At 42.3% G+C, this 21,543-nt stretch carries 16 protein-coding genes and 4 pseudogenes; 13 read left to right on the top strand and 7 right to left on the bottom strand.

Annotated elements, in window-relative coordinates; genetic code table 11:
- The first annotated feature begins 75 nt into the window (after positions 1-75).
- Genes bioA through bioD form a run of 4 tightly spaced genes read left to right on the top strand, consistent with a single transcriptional unit; the run spans position 76 to position 3,936 of the window.
- Complete coding sequence (gene bioA / locus F891_RS15405; protein WP_004282160.1) at positions 76-1,356, top strand: adenosylmethionine--8-amino-7-oxononanoate transaminase; 1,281 nt, start codon at positions 76-78, stop codon at positions 1,354-1,356.
- On the top strand, positions 1,353-2,522 hold the full coding sequence (locus F891_RS15400) for an 8-amino-7-oxononanoate synthase (RefSeq protein WP_004282158.1): 1,170 nt from the start codon (positions 1,353-1,355) through the stop codon (positions 2,520-2,522). The genes bioA and F891_RS15400 overlap by 4 nt, the downstream gene beginning before the upstream one ends.
- On the top strand, positions 2,489-3,274 hold the full coding sequence (gene bioC, locus F891_RS15395) for a malonyl-ACP O-methyltransferase BioC (protein WP_004282156.1): 786 nt from the start codon (positions 2,489-2,491) through the stop codon (positions 3,272-3,274). The genes F891_RS15400 and bioC overlap by 34 nt, the downstream gene beginning before the upstream one ends.
- Positions 3,271-3,936, top strand: a complete 666-nt coding sequence (gene bioD, locus F891_RS15390; RefSeq protein WP_004282154.1) for a dethiobiotin synthase — start codon at positions 3,271-3,273, stop codon at positions 3,934-3,936. The genes bioC and bioD overlap by 4 nt, the downstream gene beginning before the upstream one ends.
- A gap of 421 nt (positions 3,937-4,357) precedes the next feature.
- Here bioD and F891_RS15385 read toward each other — a convergent pair whose 3' ends face one another.
- Together F891_RS15385 and F891_RS15380 are read right to left on the bottom strand one after the other, a co-directional pair.
- Positions 4,358-4,699: a histidine kinase dimerization/phospho-acceptor domain-containing protein gene (locus F891_RS15385; RefSeq protein WP_004282152.1), complete on the bottom strand. Its 342-nt coding sequence runs from the start codon at positions 4,697-4,699 to the stop codon at positions 4,358-4,360.
- 189 nt (positions 4,700-4,888) lie between these two features.
- Entirely contained in the window at positions 4,889-5,122 is a 234-nt protein-coding gene (locus tag F891_RS15380) for a hypothetical protein (protein WP_225554309.1), read from the bottom strand.
- A gap of 288 nt (positions 5,123-5,410) precedes the next feature.
- Here F891_RS15380 and F891_RS18375 point away from each other — a divergent pair, with 288 nt between their 5' ends.
- From F891_RS18375 to lldD, 4 genes are all read left to right on the top strand, one after another.
- The gene (locus F891_RS18375) at positions 5,411-5,563 is read left to right on the top strand and encodes a hypothetical protein (RefSeq protein ID WP_370940781.1); all 153 of its coding nucleotides are present in this window, start codon (positions 5,411-5,413) and stop codon (positions 5,561-5,563) included.
- 224 nt (positions 5,564-5,787) lie between these two features.
- Positions 5,788-7,452, top strand: coding sequence for an L-lactate permease (gene lldP / locus F891_RS15375; protein ID WP_004282148.1), 1,665 nt, complete (start codon positions 5,788-5,790; stop codon positions 7,450-7,452).
- Positions 7,453-7,469: 17 nt separating this feature from the next.
- Positions 7,470-8,213 carry a transcriptional regulator LldR gene (gene lldR / locus F891_RS15370; protein ID WP_004282146.1) on the top strand — a complete coding sequence of 248 codons (744 nt, stop codon included), beginning with the start codon at positions 7,470-7,472 and terminating at the stop codon, positions 8,211-8,213.
- A gap of 3 nt (positions 8,214-8,216) precedes the next feature.
- Positions 8,217-9,362, top strand: a complete 1,146-nt coding sequence (gene lldD / locus F891_RS15365) for an FMN-dependent L-lactate dehydrogenase LldD (RefSeq protein WP_004282143.1) — start codon at positions 8,217-8,219, stop codon at positions 9,360-9,362.
- 353 nt (positions 9,363-9,715) lie between these two features.
- Here the strand turns inward: lldD and F891_RS17965 are convergent.
- A pseudogene (locus F891_RS17965) lies at positions 9,716-9,814 on the bottom strand (VF530 family DNA-binding protein); the annotation flags it as partial.
- Positions 9,815-9,934: 120 nt separating this feature from the next.
- Here F891_RS17965 and fruB point away from each other — a divergent pair.
- The 4 genes and pseudogenes from fruB to F891_RS15350 form a co-directional block, all read left to right on the top strand.
- Positions 9,935-11,063 (top strand): annotated as a pseudogene (gene fruB, locus F891_RS18590) (fused PTS fructose transporter subunit IIA/HPr protein); the annotation flags it as partial.
- 86 nt (positions 11,064-11,149) lie between these two features.
- Positions 11,150-12,799, top strand: a pseudogene (gene ptsP / locus F891_RS18585) (phosphoenolpyruvate--protein phosphotransferase); the annotation flags it as partial.
- A gap of 6 nt (positions 12,800-12,805) precedes the next feature.
- Positions 12,806-13,738, top strand: coding sequence for a 1-phosphofructokinase (gene pfkB, locus F891_RS15355; protein ID WP_004282140.1), 933 nt, complete (start codon positions 12,806-12,808; stop codon positions 13,736-13,738).
- A gap of 4 nt (positions 13,739-13,742) precedes the next feature.
- Entirely contained in the window at positions 13,743-15,425 is a 1,683-nt protein-coding gene (locus F891_RS15350; RefSeq protein WP_004282137.1) for a fructose-specific PTS transporter subunit EIIC, read from the top strand.
- A 29-nt stretch (positions 15,426-15,454) separates the two neighbouring features.
- Here F891_RS15350 and F891_RS15345 read toward each other — a convergent pair.
- Positions 15,455-15,691: pseudogene (locus F891_RS15345) on the bottom strand (hypothetical protein); the annotation flags it as partial.
- 247 nt (positions 15,692-15,938) lie between these two features.
- On the opposite strand from F891_RS15345, the gene F891_RS15340 reads away from it, so the two are divergent.
- On the top strand, positions 15,939-19,286 hold the full coding sequence (locus F891_RS15340; protein ID WP_004282134.1) for a DEAD/DEAH box helicase: 3,348 nt from the start codon (positions 15,939-15,941) through the stop codon (positions 19,284-19,286).
- Positions 19,287-19,304: 18 nt separating this feature from the next.
- Here F891_RS15340 and F891_RS15335 read toward each other — a convergent pair whose 3' ends face one another.
- From F891_RS15335 to F891_RS15325, 3 genes are all read right to left on the bottom strand, one after another.
- The gene (locus tag F891_RS15335) at positions 19,305-20,594 is read right to left on the bottom strand and encodes a type II toxin-antitoxin system HipA family toxin (protein ID WP_004282132.1); all 1,290 of its coding nucleotides are present in this window, start codon (positions 20,592-20,594) and stop codon (positions 19,305-19,307) included.
- Complete coding sequence (locus F891_RS15330; protein ID WP_004282130.1) at positions 20,591-20,899, bottom strand: helix-turn-helix transcriptional regulator; 309 nt, start codon at positions 20,897-20,899, stop codon at positions 20,591-20,593. Before F891_RS15330 ends, F891_RS15335 begins: the two co-directional genes overlap by 4 nt.
- 142 nt (positions 20,900-21,041) lie before the next feature.
- A partial coding sequence (locus F891_RS15325; protein ID WP_005264375.1) for an IS5 family transposase occupies positions 21,042-21,543 on the bottom strand: 502 nt, incomplete at its 5' end.

The raw sequence follows: 21,543 nt of genomic DNA, 5'->3' as shown, positions 1-21,543 counted from the left end.
GGTAGCTCTTGACGTTTCATTTTCAGATTTAACGCGCTAAGATCAGTTTTAGTTTTAATAATTGGGGTAAATTCTGTGCAGGACGCTTTTGATCAACAGCATATTTGGCATCCTTATACCTCCATGACACAACCCTTGCCATGTTACAAAGTTAAAGCTGCACATGGTGCAGTCATTGAACTTGAAGATGGTACCGAGCTGATTGATGGCATGTCGTCCTGGTGGTGCACAATTCACGGTTATAATCATTCTGAACTCAATCAGGCCGTAACAAAACAATTAGAGTCGATGTCACATATCATGTTTGGTGGTTTGACTCATCAGCCTGCGATTGATGTGTCTAAACTGCTACTCGAGATCACGGCGCCTGAACTGGATAAAATTTTCTTTGCCGATTCCGGCTCGGTCGCGGTTGAGGTGGCGTTGAAAATGGCTGTGCAATATTGGAATGCACGTCAGCAACCACAAAAAACTAACTTTGTTACCACACGCTCTGGCTATCATGGCGACACCTGGAATGCCATGTCGGTTTGTGATCCTGTAACTGGTATGCATCAAATTTTTGGTTCGAGTTTGCCGAACCGTTTATTTGTTCCGGCACCTCAAAGCCGTTTTGATGGGGCATGGCAACCCGAAGATATACAGCCACTTGAGCGCATACTGGCACTGCAGCATCAGCAGATTGCTGCCATGATCATCGAGCCGATTGTGCAAGGTGCAGGGGGGATGCATTTCTATCATCCAGAATATTTAAAGCAAGCTAAGTTGTTGTGTGAAAAGTACGATGTACTGCTGATTTTAGATGAAATTGCCACCGGTTTTGGCCGCACTGGAAAACTATTTGCTTATGAACACGCTCAGGTCACACCAGACATTATGTGTATCGGTAAGGCATTGACTGGTGGTTATATGACCCTGTCAGCGACCTTAACCACTCGCCATGTAGCAGAGACGATTTCAAGTGGTGAAGCGGGTGTGTTTATGCATGGCCCAACTTTTATGGCTAATCCGTTGGCCTGCGCGGTCGCATTGAAAAGTACCCAGCTGTTACTGGCTCAAGACTGGCAGACGCGTATTCAACAGATTGAAAGTACACTAGGACAATATTTACTGGATTTAAAATCCTTGGCACAAGTCAAAGATGTGCGTGTCCTCGGCGCAATTGGCGTGGTTGAGCTACATCAAACTATTGATTTGGCGCGTTTTCAGGCTGAATGTGTATGCCGTGGCGTCTGGATTCGTCCTTTTGGCCGTCTGGTCTATGTCATGCCGCCATATGTAATTTCAACACAGCAACTTGAAACTTTATTAAAGCATATGCGGGAGATGATTCAGCAGATAGAGGCAGTAGCATGAACCATCTTGAGCATTTCCAGCAGCAGCTAGATGACTTGAAACAGCAAGGGCAATATCGCCAGTTTAAGTCCAATATTTCTAGCCAGCCACGATTGCAACTCAATGGTCAAGAGATGCTGAATTTGGCATCCAACGACTATTTAGGTCTGGCATCCAACTTAACGCTACGTGAGGAATTTTTTGACCTCACGCCCATGTCTGAGCGACATATGAGTTCAAGCTCTTCACGTTTACTGACGGGAAACTTTCCCAATTTTGAACAACTTGAAGCACAGATGTCACAGGCTTTTGGACGTTCAGTACTGCTGTTTAATAGTGGTTATCACATGAATATCGGGATTCTTCCTGCGCTCAGTAATGCTAAAACCATGATCATTGCTGACAAACTGGTACATGCCAGTATTATCGACGGGATTCGTTTATCTAAAGCTGGCTATGTGCGTTACCGCCATAATGACCTGCAGCATTTGACTCAGTTTTTAGAAAAATATCAGTCAGATGAATCTATCCAGCGCATCATTGTGGTAACTGAATCAATTTTCAGTATGGATGGGGATGAAACAAATTTAGCTGCTTTGGTGGCATTAAAACAGCAGTTTGCAAAAGTCATGCTCTATGTCGATGAGGCACATGCAATTGGTGTGCGCGGTGAACGTGGATTGGGCTGCGCAGAACAGTATCAAGTATTGGACCAGATTGATTTCCTGGTCGGTACCTTTGGCAAGGCTTTGGCTTCAGTTGGTGGTTATCTGGTCTGTGCGCCAGTGATTCGTGACTATCTGATTAATAGCATGCGACCTTTAATTTTTAGTACCGCCCAGCCGCCACTATGTATGGCCTGGACTAGATTTATTTTTCAGAAGGTACAGCAGCTTCAGGCGGGACGAGTACATTTGGCAGCATTGGCTGTACGCTGTCAGCAGGGCATTCAAGACTTGGGATATCACTGTCCGTCAACCTCGCAAATTGTGCCGGTACTGATTGGTGAGGCAAAACGCACCATTCAGGCGGCTGAAATTATGCAACAGCAGGGATTTTATGTGCTACCAGTACGTCCGCCAACGGTTCCTGCCAACACCTCCAGACTCAGAATCTGCCTGAATCAGAACATTTCTGCGGATGAGCTGGACGCATGTCTGCAGGTGCTGAGGAATTTGCCGCGATGAACAGCAAACAGATTGCCCAGCGTTTTGCTCAGGCAAATCTCAGTTATGAGCAGCATGCGCTGGTACAAAGTGCCGTAGCGGCAGAGTTGATGCAGTTCATGCAGCAGCATGTAGCACAACCACATTTGCAACGGGTATTGGAAATTGGCTGCGGTTCAGGGTTTTTTACCCGGCTTTTTATGCAGTATTACAGCTTTGATCATTTATTTTTAAATGATCTATATGCCGAAGTGAAGCAGCATTTCCCGGAAGATGATCGGCTTTTGTGGGGGATTGGTAATATTGAAACCTTGCCACTGCCGCAGTCTCTGGACATGGTGCTGTCGTGTTCTGCATTGCAATGGATCTCGGATTTAAAAGCATTGTTGCTCAACATTGCGCAGGCCTTAAATCCCTCTGGGCATCTGTGTTTTGCCAGTTATACGGACAATAATTTAAAGGAAATTAAGGCACTGACCGGACAAGGCTTGGATTATCTGCCTTTAGCGGAGGTCTGTGAACTGCTTGAATCCTTAGGCTTTGACATTCTGCTGCAGACAGAAGAACAGATGACCTTGCATTTTGAGCATCCGAAACAGGTGTTACAGCATATCAAAGCCACTGGTGTACAGGCGACGGCACAGGGGTTTCGGTGGACAAAATCGTCCTTACAGGATTTTTATACCGGCTATCAACAATTCCAAGACCCTGAAAGCAAACAGTATGCACTGACCTATCATCCGGTTTATGTCATTGCACGGAAGACAGCATGAGCGCACAGATTTATTTTGTCAGCGGCATTGATACCGCAATTGGTAAAACCTTTACTACTGGTTTTCTGGCCAAAAATTGGAATGAGCAGGGCATTCGTACCATAACCCAAAAGCTGATCCAGACCGGAAATGTCGATATATCAGAAGATATCGAACAGCATCGTGCAATTATGGGTTGTGGACTGTTACCGGAAGACCAGCAAAAACTGACCATGCCGGAAATTTTTACGTATCCGGCTTCACCGCATCTTGCTGCGCGACTGGATGGGCGAGCCATTAACTTTGAACAGATTCATCAGGCTACCGAACAGCTGGCTGCGGCCTACGACTGTATTTTGCTGGAAGGTGCCGGTGGTCTGATGGTGCCCTTAACCGAAGAGTTCCTGACTATTGATTATATTCAGACACATAATTATCCGGTGATTCTCGTCACTTCAGGGCGTTTAGGCAGTATTAATCATACCTTACTGAGTCTTGAGTTGTTAAAACTCCGCGGGGTTCAATTATATGCCATTGCTTTTAATCATGCAGATAACTCCAAAGATCCCTTGATCGCTGAAGATACCATTGCTTATTTAAAACAGTATTTGCAGCGTGATTTTGCTGATACGACATGGGTTGATATTCCAGCTTTAAATTTAGCCCTGTCTTCTCATAAGTAAGTGATCCGCTTGCAGCGAGGCTGATGTGAATGCTTAAATATTGAGGTTGCGCCACTGTAAATTGAATCTGATAGCCATATTTGTTTAACACCATTTTCATCAAATATAAGTCTAGCCCATGCCCATTTTGCTAGGGAGATTTATGCCAGAAACGCTGTCCCAATTATGCATATCTTCAACCTTTGATTATCATTATGAATGATCAGCACACATGCAGCATAGCAATTGAAATGGTGTTTGCCTGTGCATGCAATAGAGCATTGTTAAGTAGGTTTTTAAAGACGGTATCTAGTTCAAAATCGGGTAGGGCAACTCGGGTCAGGCTCGGTCAGTCAATTGTTAAACTGGGTTCAATTTCCGGATAAAGCGACTGTAAATCGGCAATCACCTGAGTCAGGAGCCGTGGAATTTCAATACTGTACTAGATATCACTCAGTACTTGATCGGTAGATGAAAGTGCTAGAAGCTGTTCCAGTAGCTGGGTACATCGGCGGATACCAAGGTGTACCTGCTGCAAGCTCTGTTGCAATTTGGGCGAGCTTGCCTGTTGTTCTGCCATCAGTTGTGCAAGCTGAATATGAGTTTTGATCGCGGTTAAAGGACTACGCAATTCATGGGCGGCGTATGAACTAAATACTTTTTCATTTTCCGGATTTTGATGCAGTTTATGTATTAAGTGCTTAGAGTTTTGAGCAAAGGACTGTACCTTGGAAGGCATTACTTTGGCATCTAAGGTTTTTAAATAGTGAGTAGCATCATTCACTGATAAATTTGGCTGACTTAAAAGGTTGAAACTTCATCTAAGGCTTTAAGCTCTCGACGAATAATCAAAACGATTAAGTCTATACATAGCAATAAAGACAAAATTATTGGTATTAATACCGATTATAAAATCTTTTTGAGCAATTATCCACGTAGGAACATCCGCTCTGCTACCACCACTTGAATATCCTCACGACGTAACACATAACTGAGCCTCACCTTGTTGCTTTGTACTAAAGCCAACTACTTGGTGGCTTAAATCTTTCGGTGCACCTCGGGTTTTTGCTACCACATGCTGAACGACACTGACGTCAGAGCCAAATAAAGACACTTTATAGGCAATCAACTGCTCTTGATTGGTGGAATGAAGTTGTTGGGCTAGTACATTTTCATCCAAGTTTTGCATCGGCAGTTGTTGAGTCAATCGAGCGACCATTGGATGGCTGAATCAAACCAAATTGATGTATTTCCTTGACTGAGCAAGGCTTTATTGTAGGTAGATCAACTGGTTGTACGATAGATCTTGGGTGCAGACCTCTTCATTTAGAAATTATATTCCCCAAGAAGCTTTCAGTGGTAGGTTTGTGCAACAAAGCCTCTTGCAAATAAAGGCTATCAAGGGATTTATACATTGTATCCAAATAGTTTATGGCCATTAAAAGCAAAAAAGCACTAAAAACCAGATCTCGAGCTAAAACTTTATAACCAAGAAATCAATAAAAGAAGAATTGGGATTGAACAGGTATTTGGAACTTTGAAAACCTTCAAAATCCTTGCCGAGCGATATCGCAACCCTGGCAAAAGACTAGGATTAAGATTTAATTTAATTGTGGGAATCTATAATTTTGAGCTGAGTAAAAAGTGAATTATGAAAGAAATCTAATATATAAAATTTTAAGAGATTATAAAAATTGGTCATACCAAAAAATAAATTAAATCTTTTATATTGTGTTTTTGGGCTAATATTACTAATATCGCCAATACAAAATGCACATTTTATCTCTTAAACACTAAATTGGTCATACCAATTTAGTGTTTAAGTACAATAAACTGTTCAATCTAGTAGTTAAGCATTTCAAGGAGTAGACAATGCTTCAACAGTGGCAACAAATTTATGATCCTATAGGCAATATCTGGATTTCGAGTGCTATTGCGCTAGTTCCAATTATTTTCTTTTTTTTAGCGTTAGCTATTTTTCGCATGAAGGGTAGTGTAGCCGCTACAATTACCGTTTTTTTAGCCTTTCTGGTCTCATTATTTTTATACAAAATGCCAATTGGAATGGCATTAGCATCAATGGTCTATGGATTCTTCTACGGCCTGTGGCCAATTGCATGGATTATTATCGGTGCAGTTTTTATATATAAGATTTCAGTAAAAACAGGACAGTTTGATGTTATTCGTTCGTCTATTCTGTCAATTACAGAAGATCAACGTCTGCAAATGCTATTAGTTGGGTTTGCTTTTGGTACGTTTTTAGAAGGTGCGGCAGGTTTTGGTGCGCCCGTCGCAATTACTGCGGCACTGTTGGTGGGACTCGGCTTTAAGCCTTTATATGCGGCTGGGCTATGCCTGATAGTTAATACTGCACCTGTTGCTTTTGGTGCAATGGGAATTCCGATCATTGTCGCTGGGCAGGTTTCAGGTGTTGACACCATGGAAATCAGTCAAATGGTTGGTCGTCAGTTACCCTTTATGGTGCCAATTGTATTGATCTGGATCATGGCAATCATGGATGGTTGGCGTGGGGTTAAAGAAACTTGGCCTGCTATTTTAGTTGCCAGCTTATCTTTTTCTTTAGCGCAATATCTAACATCAAATTTTGTTGGGCCTGAGTTACCCGATATCACTGCTGCAATTGCATCATTAATCAGTTTAACTATCTTACTTAAGTATTGGAAACCAAAACATATTTTTCTTTTTGAGGACAAAAATATACAGGTAGATGAAACTATTATCAAGCAAGCTCGTAAACAATATAGTGTGGCACAGATAGCCAAAGCCTGGTCTCCATTTCTGATACTTACAGCAATGGTGACGATCTGGAGCATCAAACCTTTTAAAGATTTATTTGTTAAGGACGGCCCATTAAGTGATTTAGTAGTTTCAATTAAAGTGCCGTATTTGCATCAATTGATTCAAAAGCTACCACCTGTCGTGCCTGAAATTAAAGATTATGATGCGATTTATAAGTTTGATTGGTTATCAGCAACGGGTACGGCGATTATATTGGCGGCATTGATCACGATTATTTATTTAAACATGAAACCTAAAGAGGCAGTTTCGACATTCTTTGAAACCGTGAATGAACTAAAAACCCCAATTTATTCGATTGGTATGGTACTGGCTTTTGCGTTCATTGCAAACTATTCAGGTCTGTCAGCAACGCTTGCTTTAGCACTGGCACATACGGGTCAGGCTTTCACCTTCTTCTCACCATTCTTGGGTTGGGTTGGAGTGTTTCTTACAGGTTCAGATACTTCAGCTAACGCATTATTTTCAGCGTTACAAGCAACTACAGCACAGCAAATCGGTGTGCCTGAAGTCTTGTTAGTTGCTGCCAATACCAGTGGTGGAGTAACAGGTAAGATGATTTCCCCTCAATCAATCGCGATTGCTTGTGCAGCAGTGGGTTTAGTTGGTAAAGAATCTGATTTATTTAGATTTACAGTAAAACACAGCATTATCTTTACGGTGATGATTGGTATTATTGTGACCTTACAAGCTTATGTTTTCCCGTGGATGATTCCGTAAACGGGTCAAGGAAAAAAATGAAAGTCTCCGACAAAGTGGTACAGCGTTTACGTCTGTTGATTGAAAAAAATAATGTGCAAGTCGGAGAGCGATTGCCTGCTGAACGCCAACTCTGTGAACAGTTAGGTGTGTCTCGTAGCTCTTTACGTGAGGCGATTCAACAACTGATTACCGCAGGGATTATTCAGAGCAAAGCGGGTGCAGGCACCTATTTAAAGCAGTTGCCTGCACATTGGTCACAGTATCAAATCGTTGAGCCATTATCCGGTTTGATGGATCAGGATCCTGAATATCGTTTTGATGTACAAGAAGCTCGTATGGTGCTTGAAGGTGGTACAGCATGGTATGCCGCACAACGTGCCACACCCAGTGATTTGATCAATATTCGTCAATGTTTTGAGCAGATTAGCCATTTTCAGGCTTTAGGTGATGATGCCCACGCAGCAATAGCGGATGCGAATTTTCATCTGGCGATTGCAGAAGCATCCCACAATCTAGTGCTGATCCAAATGATGCGTAGTTTGTTTGATTTATTGCAAGACAACGTGATGTTAGGGCGACGTAAAGTTTACACCACACCACAACATTTTGAACAATTGCATGACCAGCATTTTGAGGTGATGGACGCAATTGAACGTCAAGACTCAGAGACTGCACGTAAGGCAGCTTGTGGGCATATTGAATTTGTTGTTCAACGCGTACGTATGATCGATGAAGAAGAAGCTCGTCGTCAACGTTCGAGTCGATTAAATAGGACATAAGTTATGATTATTTCTTCTGCAAATGACTATCGTGAAGCTGCGAAACGTCGTTTACCGCCATTTTTATTTGAATACATCGATGGTGGTGCCTATGCGGAATATACTTTAAAGCGTAATGTAGACGATTTATCAAAAATCGCTTTACGTCAACGTGTGTTAAATGACATGTCTGAGCTGAGCTTAGAAACGCAATTGTTTGGTGAAAATTTGGCGTTGCCAGTGGCATTGTCACCTGTAGGTCTAACGGGTATGTATGCGCGTCGTGGTGAAGTTCAAGCCGCGGTTGCCGCAGATAAAAAGGGCATTCCATTTACCTTATCAACAGTTTCAGTTTGTCCAATTGAAGAAGTGGCACCTGCGATTCAACGTCCGATGTGGTTTCAACTGTATGTACTACGTGACCGTGGTTTTATGAAAAATGCCTTGGAACGTGCTAAAGCCGCAGGCTGTTCTACCTTAGTATTCACAGTCGATATGCCTGTTCCAGGTGCGCGTTATCGTGATGCACATTCAGGAATGAGTGGTAAAAATGCTGCAATACGTCGTTATATGCAATCGTGTATGCACCCACACTGGGCTTGGAATGTCGGTTTATTGGGTCGTCCGCATGATTTGGGTAACATTTCGAAATATTTAGGTAAGCCGACAGGTCTGGAAGATTATATCGGTTGGCTGGGAAATAACTTTGACCCTTCAATTTCTTGGAAAGATCTTGAGTGGATTCGTGATTATTGGGAGGGTCCCATGGTTATTAAGGGGATTTTAGATCCTGAGGATGCCAAGGATGCGGTACGTTTCGGAGCAGATGGAATTGTGGTCTCCAATCACGGTGGTCGTCAGCTTGATGGTGTTTTGTCTTCTGCTCGTGCGCTTCCTTCAATTGCAAGTGCGGTCAAAGGTGACATCAAAATTTTAGCAGATTCAGGGATTCGTAACGGTCTTGATGTGGTACGTATGTTGGCTATGGGTGCAGATATTTGCATGCTTGGTCGTGCATTTGTATACGCACTTGGTGCTGCCGGCGGTTCTGGGGTAAGTAATTTACTAGATTTGATTGAGAAAGAAATGCGTGTGGCAATGACATTGACTGGTGCAAGAACCATTGCAGATATTACATCGGATTGCCTGGTCAAGCTAGAGAAAGAGTAAGCGATTTAATTACTCACATTACTAAGGCTTTGCCAACTTTCCTTTGAAAAAAGAGATTTTTATCTGAATAATTTGGGTAAACAAAGCTTCCTTTTGAAAAAAACCAACCTTGGCAAGAGTCACCGACATAAAATACACTAAATAACATAATTGGTACGTTAATAAACTCTATATATAACAGTTATATAGAGTTTTTATTTTGTGTGACGTAATTTAAGGTGGGGTCGGATACTTTGATTTTTGGTCACTAATTTATTGTGATAATCAACAATAATAACCAACATACATATGCTTAATCTAAGGGTATTTTACTGACTGGTATAATTTTATGATGAGAGGGGTGTTGCCTGAGGTTACGGTTTCTGTTTGGCCTTTTGGCGTAAGACGTACAAATATAAGCTTTCTACTTTTTCACGTGCCCATGGTGTGGTACGCAAGAATCGTAATGATGATCATGAAGATAAAATCAAAAAATACAGATTTTTGTGTAAATCCTGAGTAGAATTCGACTTTTATTTTTTCTCCAGTAAAAAGGCATAGCTTTTCACTATGCTATTTTGCAAGGACGCTTTATGCTCGCGCTAGATATACAACATATTCGAATGAAACAACACGCCACTGATAAAGCACAAGCTTTGCAATGTCTAGTCGATATCTTGGTCAAAGACCAGTTGGTTACACCTGATTATATTCATGGGTTGACCGGGCGCGAACAACAAAGTGCAACGTATTTAGGGCAAGGAATTGCCATTCCGCATGGGACGCCTCAGTCTCGCCAATATATTTTAAAAACTGGTATTCGTCTGGCGCACTTTCCTGAAGGAGTTGTTTGGGACGGTGAAAATAAAATTTATTTAGCAGTAGTGATTGCTGCGAAATCAGATGAGCATTTGCAAGTCTTACAAATTTTGACGCGGGCTTTAATTAATGATGTCGCTGATCAAGTGAAACAGGCTCAATCCGCAGAGCAAATTATTGCATTATTACAAGCCCAACCTGCATCTTTGGCATTGCATGAAAATTTAATCGCCACTCAAGTTCCCGCACTTGATGTAGAAGATTTAATTTGGCACGCAACACAGTTGCTGAAACAGCAAAAAATGGTGGAGTGTGGTTTTCTGTCGGGTTTAAATCTAAACAGCATGATTCATTTAGGGGAGGGGGTCTGGTCGATCACTTCTAACCAGCATGTTTTGAGCCCAGCTGTAAGTTTGGTAAAAGCGGAACAGGTTTTAAGCCATCAGCAGGAAATGCTCAAGACTTTGGTGTGTATTGCCAGTAATGAGCAACTGGATATGCAACGGTTTCAACGGTTAATGGATATTTTGTTTGATACTGAACAAGTTCATACCCTCAACCAAGAGCAAGATAGTCACCAGTTGGCGCAGTTAATTGGTGCTGAACTGATTCCTGATTGGCCATCTCGTCGTATTGTCTTAGCTAATGCTCATGGTCTACATGCGCGTCCCGCGACACACTTGGTCAATATGACTAAGAAATTTGCAGGGGATGTTCTCGTTGCTGTAGATGAGGGGGCTTACGTTTCGGCAAAAAGTTTAACCAAATTATTAGCCATGGGATGTCGTCGTGGTCAAACTCTGACTTTTATTGCACAACCCGATACCGATGCTGTAGCAGGCTTAGAACAGATTATTGATGCAGTTAAACAGGGCTTAGGAGAAGAGGTTGAAGCTGTTGATTTTGTATCTCATCAGCACAGCAATAGTGACCCAGTCGTAAATACTTTGGAATTAATGCCTTTTGAATCACATGGCGATACGGGTAGCTGCGGTATTGCGGCATCAACTGGCCTTGCTTTTGGTCCTGCTCATGTGGTGAAGCCACGCGAATTTAGTTATGAACGTCGCGGACAGAGTTTTAAAGCTGAGAATGAAAAGCTTGAAATTGCGCTTCATCAGGTGAAAAATAGCTTACGTCAATTCATTGCACATACTGAATCTACTGCCATTAAGCAGATATTCATGGCACATTTGGAAATGCTGGATGATCCAGACCTCCTCCAAAGTGTACAACGCGGTTTAAAACAGGGGTTGTCTGCTGCTGCAGCTTGGCATGATCATATTGAAGTGGCTGCTACCGCACAGGCTGCACTTAGCGATCGTTTACTTGCAGAGCGTGCGGCTGATTTAAGGGATATTGGTGAGCGAGTTTTGGCTGTTTTGTGCGGTGTGGCCGATGTCACAGAACCCGAGCAACCTTATATCTTAATTATGCATGATGTTGGCCCGAGTGATGTAGCGCGTCTGAATAAAGATCGTGTTGCAGGCATTTTGACCGCGGTTGGTGGAGCGAGTGCCCATAGTGCTATTGTGGCACGTGCTCTGGCTATTCCAGCAGTCGTAGGTGCAGGTGTAGCTGTTTTAAATATTGAGAACCATGCCACCGTGCTAATTAATGGGGATACTGGGGAGTATGTGGTCTCACCCGAGCAAAATCAGATTGATCATGCCATTGCAGAGCGCCAACGCCAGCGTGAGTTGCGAGAACAAGCGGAACAGCATTGTTTAGAACCTGCCATCACACTGGATCAACATCAAGTTGAAATCGCAGCCAATATTGGCAAAGTGGGCGCTACGATACAGGCTGTGGCCGATGGGGCAGAAGCAATTGGTTTGCTACGCACAGAATTGGTCTTTATGTCACACAGCAGTGCGCCTGATGAGGCTACACAGGAAGCCGATTATCGGGTGGTGTTAGATGCTTTGGCAGGTCGTCCATTGGTGGTACGTACACTTGATGTGGGCGGGGACAAACCTTTGCCGTATTTGCCTATTGAAAAGGAAGAAAATCCATTCTTGGGCTTACGTGGTATTCGTCTGACTTTACGTAAGCCAGAGTTGTTACGTCAGCAATTGGTTGCTTTACTTAAAGCAGCGGATAATCGCCCATTAAGAATTATGTTTCCGATGATTGGGCGGGTTGAAGAATGGCGAGCAGCAAAAGCAATTTTGGATGAGGTTCGCATACAGCATCCATGTGAAAACTTACAAGTCGGTATTATGATTGAGGTTCCTGCGGCAGCATTGTTGGCTCCAATTCTTGCTCAAGAAGTTGATTTTTTTAGTATTGGAACCAATGACTTGACTCAATATACTCTGGCGATTGACCGTGGTCATCCACTGTTGTCTGCTGAAGCTGATGGCTTACATCCGAGTATTTTGCTATTGATTGATCAAACTGTTCGGGCAGCACATCAGCATGGTAAATGGGTGGGCATTTGTGGTGAATTGGCTGCTGATCCAAAAGCTGTGCCTGTATTGATAGGCTTGGGCGTGGATGAGTTGAGTATGTCGAGTACCAGTATTCCATTGGTGAAGGCGCAAATTCGTGGTTTGAACTATATAAATTGCAAACAGGTCGCACAGCAAGCCTTAAGTTGTGACAGTGCGTCTGCCGTACGTGCATTGGTGGAGTAATTACGAATGGCTAAGATATTAAGCATTACTCTGAATCCTGCAATTGACCTCACCGTGCAATTGGATCAACTAAAAGTTGGCGAGGTCAATCGTCAGTTAACGGCCCAAAGCCATGCAGCAGGTAAAGGCTTAAACGTGGCACAGGTCCTTAAGGATTTGGGACATGAACTGATTGTGAGTGGCTTTTTGGGGCAAGAAAACCGTCAAATTTTTGACCATCATATCCAGCAAGAGCAATTTGATAACCAATTTATTTATGTTGCAGGTGAAACACGACAAAACATTAAAGTTGCAGAAGCTTCTGGTCAGATGACTGACATCAATGGCAAGGGCTTTTTTGTAGATACCTCAGCAAAACAACAACTATGTGAACGTTTATCTCAACTGATTTTAGAGGTTGATGTGATTGTGATTGCTGGCAGTTTGCCACAAGGGTTTTCTGCAGAAGAGCTTTCGACACTGATTTTATGGTTACAGTCTGCGGGTAAAAAAGTCGCAGTAGATACCAGTGGTGTTGCGTTGAAAGCAGCAATTGCTGCCCATCCTTGGTTGATTAAGCCTAATACAGATGAGTTGACGGAAACTTACCATTTGCCAGCAGAAACGTTTGCAGAACAGCAGCATCTTTTTGCCAGTTTAAATAGTCAGATCGAACATATTGTGGTCTCGATGGGTGAAAACGGGGTGAACTGGCTTCACCGCACGCACCCCCTGCATGCTACTGCACCGAAGGTCACCGTCCAAAGTACTGTGGGTGCGGGAGATTCTTTGCTGGCAGGTATGATTCATGGGTTGTTGAGTTCAACTTCCCCAGAAGAAACATTGAAAACAGCAACCGCAATTGCGAGCAATGCTGTGACCCAAATTGGGTTTGCCCTTCCAGACTTTGCTGTTATTGAAGATTTGAAATCGCAAATCTCAGTCCAATCATTGAGTTAATACGATGCCAGAGATAAAACATATTTTATTTGTGCCACATAGTCCCGAGCAGCCGATTAATGCAGTGATTTTGTCCAAAAAACTGTCCAAAGCAGCGACAGCACTTGGTATTTCCAATAATGTGGCGACATCAGTCGAGCATCTCGATTTATCAAATGTTATTGATACGGTTGTTTTTGTAGGACAGAAGTCGGCAGAAGCGGATCAACTGCGTGACAAGGTTGTGAAAGTCATTGGTTTGAATAACGCACAACACGATGCGATCATGCTTTTGCAACAAGTTCTTGAGCATTCAGATGCTTTAGATGAAACTATTGCAGCCAATGTAGGGGTTACACGGTTTGTCGCCATTACAGCATGTCCAACTGGTGTTGCGCATACGTTTATGGCGGCCGAAGCCTTACAACAAGGTGCAGTAAAGTACGGTTATCAGATTGATGTTGAAACCCAAGGATCGGTTGGGGCTAAAAATGTTTTATCGGCAGAAAGTATTGCCAAAGCAGATGTCGTGATCTTAGCAACGGATATTGAGGTCAATACAGATCGCTTTGTAGGCAAACGTGTATATCGCTGCAGTACAGGATTTGCTCTTAAGCAAACGGATAAGACTTTTGCAAATGCAATTGCTGAAGCCAAAGTGCTTGAAACGGGTAAGCAAACAGCCACTAAGACAGAAAATGAAAACAAAGAAAAAACTGGAATTTATAAACACCTTTTAACAGGGGTGTCTTTCATGCTGCCGATGGTGGTGGCGGGCGGTTTGATCATTGCCATCTCGTTTATGTTTGGCCTCAACCCTGTTGAAGGAAGCTTTGCCGCATCCTTAAAGCAAATAGGTGCTGCAGCATTTACTCTTATGGTACCTATGCTGGCAGGTTACATTGCTTATTCTATTGCGGATCGTCCGGGTTTAACTCCAGGTTTGATTGGCGGTTTACTTGCAACACAATTAGAGGCAGGCTTTCTCGGTGGATTAGTTGCAGGTTTTATTGCAGGTTATATTGCGTTATTTTTATCGAAACAGCTTAAACTCCCAAGTAGCCTAGAAGCATTAAAACCAATTTTGATTATTCCACTATTAGCGAGTTTAGCTGTTGGTTTAATCATGATTTATGTGGTTGGACAGCCTGTTGCACAATTGTTTGAATTACTCACACACTTCCTTGCCAATATGGGGACGACCAATGCCATGATCATGGGGATTATCCTGGGGAGTATGATGTGTATTGATGTTGGGGGGCCAATAAATAAAGCGGCTTATGCCTTTACGGTGGGCTTACTTACGTCACAAACATACGGACCGATGGCGATTACCATGGCTGCGGGTATGGTACCGCCATTGGGTATGGCAATTGCAACTTTTCTGGCAAAGCATAAATTTGCCAAACCTGAGCAAGATGCAGGGAAGGCTGCTGTAGTTCTGGGCCTATGTTTCATTTCGGAAGGGGCTATTCCGTTTGCTGCCAAAGACCCGATTCGAGTGCTTCCATGCGCGATCGCAGGTGGTGCTGTAACTGGGGCTTTGGTTGCATTATTTAAATGTGAACTAGTCACTCCTCATGGCGGTGTAATGGTACTGATCATTCCGAATGCGATGAATTATCCATTAAAATATTTATTGGCGATTGCGATTGGAAGTGTGGTGACTGGTGTAGCTTATGCCGTGATAAAACAACGGTTAGAGTAAGCCCTTCATAGAAGCTTTGTGAAGGCTATTTAGTGCAATAAATGAATATTATACTCAATCCTATTTTGGATCAGTTGGAGAGTCTCTGCTTGAATTTGTCCAGGTAATAGGTCATGAGCGATATTGCTGAATCGGATTGCAACCTTACAAATCGAGCCAATAATTTCATCGACTTCTTGGACACAAAGTTCCGCTTCCTGAGTACCAAGTTTCACAAGAGCTTGTCGAGGAATATTCAGTGCCTCACCCATGATATCCATTTGATGTGCAGGAAAGTTCTAAACCTTTACTGATCGCTTCTGCACTGTATTCAAAGGCGATTAATGGCCGACCTGTGATTGCGGTTGAGGAGACCAATGTACCCCAAAGCCAATATTCACCCCATCCATTGTAGTAAACATTAAGTTTTTGAGCATGGATTTATTTCCTTTTGATACGTTGGCGAGCACTACTGTTCTGAAATGACAGCTTTGTCCGTTATAATTGTATAAACATTTTTGGTTTCTGGTAATTATGTCCTCATTGATCAATTTTCTATCTCGCTTTAGTACTGCAACTCTTCAGCGCAGTCTGAGCTATGCTAAACACATTGATAGAGAAACAATTGAGTTCTTTGAAGAAAATGATGATGTCACGATGTATGCTCAAATTGAAGGGACAGATTATTACGATACCGCGATTACCTATAATCTTAAAAAAGACCGTTTAATCGATGACGACTGCACTTGTCCGGTTGGATATAACTGTAAACATGCTGCTGCTTTAGCGCGATTATTCTTTCAAGAATATCGTCAGGAATTTCAACAGCGTTATGCTGAATCTCAATCCTCGCAGGGAATCGCAAAACGCCAACGGGGGGATGATCAGGCGCAGCGCTGGTTGAATGATTTTAAACGGTATTTACAACAGACTGAACCAGAGCAATCTGTCAAAACAAACAATTATTTAATTTACCTGCTAGATCAGTCTGTCAGCTTAAAGAAATTGACAGTTGATGTTCAGAAGGCCAGACGCAATAAAAACGGCTCAATTGCGGGGGAAAGTTATTATACCCAATATGAAAATATCACCAGAAAGCATCTGACTTTACCTGAACAAAAACGACAATTATTTAACCAGATTTATTATTATGCCAAAATAAACAGTGACGAACGCTTTTATCAAAGCAATCTTGATATCTCCAGAATTTTATTGGAACATTTCAAATCTTTTATTCAAAGTGGCGATGTGTACTGGCAAAAAAAGAGCCATACTGCACTTCAATGGTCAGAACAAGGCTATCACATCGAACTGATCTGGCAACAAGGTGTAAACAAACAGACAGAGCATTTAAACATTGAATTGGTCAATGGTGATATTCGACTCGATTTGAAATCAAATCCACATATTCAGATTCTCGCGAGCCATCCCCCATGTTATGTGGATATTCAACAGAACACGGTGGGCCAGTTATATGGTGAATATACGGCAAATCTTCTGTACCATTTTTTACAGATGCCTGATCTTCCATCTATGCTCTTGCCAGAGTTTGAGAAACTGACTCATCAATATTCAGACGTGAAAAATCTGCCTCAGCCCGAGTCTATTCAGCATATTGATGTCCTTGAGGGAAGTCCCCAGCCAATTTTACGCTTCGGTGTTTTAGATAAATTTGATTGGAAATGGGAAGAGTCTGTTTGTGCCGAAATTGAATTCTCCTATGTAGGCGGACGAATAAAAGCAGGTACATCAGGTGACAGTTTTATTGGTGAGCAGCATGGCAAAATGGTGCGACAGCTTCGGGACTTAGTTCAGGAACAACAGTCAATCCAGCGTTTACAGCTATTGGTCGAATCACTGAAGTGGGTGAAAGATCTTAATTATTACCAGCAATTAAAACTGGATAAACAACGTCTTGATTCTATAGTTTTTGCGTTCTATGGAGACTGGATCAAACAGCTGATGCCCATCAATCAAATTGAATTGATTGGATGGCAGATAGAGCATCTGGAACACAGCCCATTTAAGCTGCAATATGTTGAAAATTTAAATATTTCCATCACTGAATCTGAAAGCCAACAAGACTGGTTCAATATCGGGGCGACCGTTCAGGACAGTGCAGGCAATAGCTATGATTTACTCGATGCACTTGTGGCTTTGGTGAAAGAACAGCCTGATTTACTTGATCCACGGATTTTTGGTCATCTGAATGACAGTCAAATTTTCACCCTGAAAACTGCAGCGGATCAACCAGATTTGGCTTTATCCGCAAAGGACATTAAGCCGGTATTGTTGCATCTGCAGAGCATTTTACAGCAAGAAGAGCGTAGCATAGATCGCTATGATGCGAGTCAACTATTAGAATTACAGCATCATCTGGGGATGGTGTGGCAGGTCAGTAATCGCCTGCAGCAATTTGCGCAGAAATTCAAACAAGGCTATCAGCAACAACTGCCGACACCACAAGGTTTTCAGGGGGAATTACGTCCATACCAGCAGCAGGGCCTAGGCTGGTTACAGTTTTTAAGGGAAACCCAGCATGGCGGGATTCTGGCGGATGATATGGGTTTGGGTAAAACAGCACAAACTTTAGCCCACTTACTCATGGAAAAGCAGGCTGGTCATTTGCAGGACAGACCCGCCTTAATTGTTGCACCCACATCGCTGATGCATAACTGGTTCAAAGAAGCGGAAAAATTTACCCCTGAGCTCAAGGTACTGCTGCTACAAGGCCCCGACCGCCATCAGTATTTTGAGCAGATTTCACACTATGACATTGTGTTAACCACCTACCCGCTCTTGGCGAGAGATGAAGAGCAACTGAAGCAATATGAATATCATCAACTCATTCTGGATGAAGCGCAGAATATTAAAAATCCGCGTGCCAAAGCTGCACAGGTAGTACGGCAATTAACAGCGCGACATCGTCTATGTCTAACTGGTACACCTATGGAAAATCATTTGGGTGAGCTGTGGGCACTATTTTATTTTCTAATGCCAGGATTTTTATATTCACAAGAAATCTTTAATAAAAAGTACCGCTATCCTATTGAAAAACGCGGCGATCAGCAGTTAAGGCAAAAGTTGGTAAACCGCATTAAACCCTTTATTTTACGTCGCTTGAAAACTGACGTTGCCAAGGAATTGCCTGAAAAAACCACGATTGAAGTCAATATTGACATGAATGAGCAGCAATCCAAGCTATATGAGGCTGTTCGCGCCACGATGCAGGCAAATATTCAGAAAATTGTGGCAGAAAAAGGCTTTAAGCGTAGTCAAATCCAAATTTTAGATGCCTTGCTGAAGCTGCGTCAGGTCTGTTGTCATCCTAGCTTGCTGAAACTGGATTCAGTTAAAACCGGGCAGGCGTATTCTGCCAAACTTGAACAGTTGATGGATATGGTTGTTCCAATGGTGGAAGAGGGACGAAAAATTCTTATTTTCTCTCAGTTTACCTCAATGTTGGAACTGATTGAACAACAGCTCTATCACGCAGAAATTGGCTATGTGAAGCTGACTGGAAAGACCAAAAAGCGAGATGAAGTCATTACAGCATTTCAGTCTGGACAAGTGCCGGTATTTTTAATCAGTCTGAAAGCAGGAGGGGTCGGTCTGAATCTAACTGCCGCAGATACGGTCATTCACTATGATCCATGGTGGAACCCTGCTGCTGAAGATCAAGCTTCAGATCGTGCATGGCGGATTGGACAGGACAAGCCGGTATTTGTGTATAAGCTGATTACCAATAAAAGCATAGAAGAAAAAATTATTGCCTTGCAGCAGAATAAAGCAGAACTGGCACAGTCTATTCTAAGCACAGATCATGAGGGAGAAGCGAAACTGACGGAAAATGATGTGATGAAATTGTTTGAGAAATTTTAGCTTGGTTACAGGTTTCCTCTAATCATCTGTAAGTATCTGAAAGTCTGGATGCAATTTTTTCCAATGTTCTCTTAATTTTTCTTTATGAACAGAAATCATAGGTAAGTCTAGTAATAGCGCTGGCCATACTGACCGTGCTTTGTCCATAATGGCGTGAAGTTGTTTTTCAATAACACGCCATGGAACACCGACTTTTTCAGCCCATTGTTCAAAGTGTTTCATCTCAGCTAAATACCAATCTTTATTTTTGGCAAGATTCAATGCGAAATGAAGCTCATTTTCAATATATACACTAGTCATCAATATATCGTATGCGGGAGATAATCTTGGTGTTCTTTTGTCCTGATAAATCATACTCCAGTTTTTTAAGTGTGCATCTCCATTGGCGAGCAAAATGTTGACAAGTAAGCGGCTGGCAAATTGCTGAATATCAAGAATTTTGTTATCTGAAAATTGATAAATGATCTTTCCTATCTGCTCATAATTTGTGGTGCTGTATTTCTGCTGTGGATATGCACCGAAGATCTGAGCAAAGTCTTCGATGTGAATAAGCTCTGTAGTATCAGCAGTACTCTGTCTATCAAATCTTTTGATTGCAAAAGCATATTGCTCTTGGGGTAAATTTAATGGTGGAAGGTTTTGTAAGAGTGCCATATCCACCAAGCGAATCTCAGGGACATCTATTCCGACCATTTTGGCAAGGCTCATCATAGAATATTCATTTAGCGGAACAAAAGCATGTCTGGAAGAAGGAGTTTTGATAATCCAGTCCCCGAGTAGAGACGATTCCGTTGCCTGGACTAGTGTAAAACGCCCATCTTTGGCTTTCATGGAAAACTTCATTTGGACGCCGGCCAAGGAAAACTTATTATCTGTTCGAATCTCTTGCTTTAAGATCTGATCTGGATTAGAGATCTGCAGTTTGAATTTTATTTCATCTGGAATTTCTTCTGGATCTAATGGAGTCGCAATGAGTGCTCCAGGTAAATCATGACCTAAAGCTGCCAATAACTGAAATTCATTGTCTATATGTACTTTGAGGCTTTGTGCAATCAGTTCGCGTAATGCACCTTCTGGTAGCAAGTTTGATAGCAAGGGATGTAAACGCTGATGTGTAACATAGGTCTTTTCTAAAATTTTATCCACTTGAGGATACAAGGGGGAAGTCAGCAGGCTCAAGGTCGGGCGTTGCTGATCAGAGCGGAAAGAATCTGTAAAAACCAGAATATTTTTTCCGCTCTGAAATCCTGCCAAGTATCCAACGATACCGTGATGTAATGTTAATTTCAGGACGGCAACAGTATTCATGGTTCCTCTCCTCCGAGAAGACCCTTCCATGGGTTAGTCATTAAGTCATCCTGATCTTCAATAGTGACTTTAATTTCATCATTCAATAATTGTCTGATCAAATGAACCTTATCATCAGGGATGAGCATCAGTTGAGCATTTAATCCTGCCGCTATAATTTCTAAGGTCTCTAATCGAGGGTTGCCCTGACTTTCCAGTTTTTGGTACTGCTGTCTTGAAATGCCTGTACGGGATTGCATATCAACTTGCTTTAAGCCCAATTGGGTTCGTCTTTTTTTGATTTGCTGAAGTAAAGACTTATTCATTGTAGATGCATTTATTGCTTTTAGGTTCTGTAAGAAACATATTAGTTTCTTTTTTTTTGAAAAGCAATTTATGACTTTATCATTTCGATCGGCTTTGTTGCACAAAGATTTGAAATGCAAAGCGCCCCTAATTGAGCCAAATTTAAGGCGTAACTTGGGTAAGTGGTCGACCTAATTCCGTAAATCTGTTAAGGACTGCTACACGTGCATGGATCTCATTCACTTGGCTATCAAAACTCCTTGCACTGAGTTTATCTCCTAATAATTTGATGCAATGCATCTTAGTTTCAACCAAACTTCGCCGATGATAGCCTGACCATTTTTTCCATAGCGTCCTGCCTAAACGTTTAATTGTTCGAAGTAATTCATTTCGTTCTAGCGAGCTAATCTTTGTATCTTTCCATGGTTTCGCATTTTTTCTAGGTGGAATCACCGCATGCGCTTGCCGATCTGCAATGACCTGACGGCATTGCTTGGTGTCATAAGCTCCATCGGTATAAACAGAGTCAATCTGCTCATCTTGTGGAATCTGATTAAGTAAATCACCAAGCACCTGTGAATCACTGACATTATTGGTTGTGAGCTGAATAGCGCGTATTTGTAGGGTTTTGGCATCTATACCAATATGTAGTTTACGCCATTGG

It is taken from the genome of Acinetobacter sp. CIP 101966 (genome assembly GCF_000369725.1).
In the GTDB taxonomy this organism is placed as follows: Bacteria; Pseudomonadota; Gammaproteobacteria; order Pseudomonadales; family Moraxellaceae; genus Acinetobacter; species Acinetobacter lwoffii_Q.
Note: the sequence above shows the minus strand (reverse complement) of the source record. Positions and strands in the feature narration are given on the sequence as shown.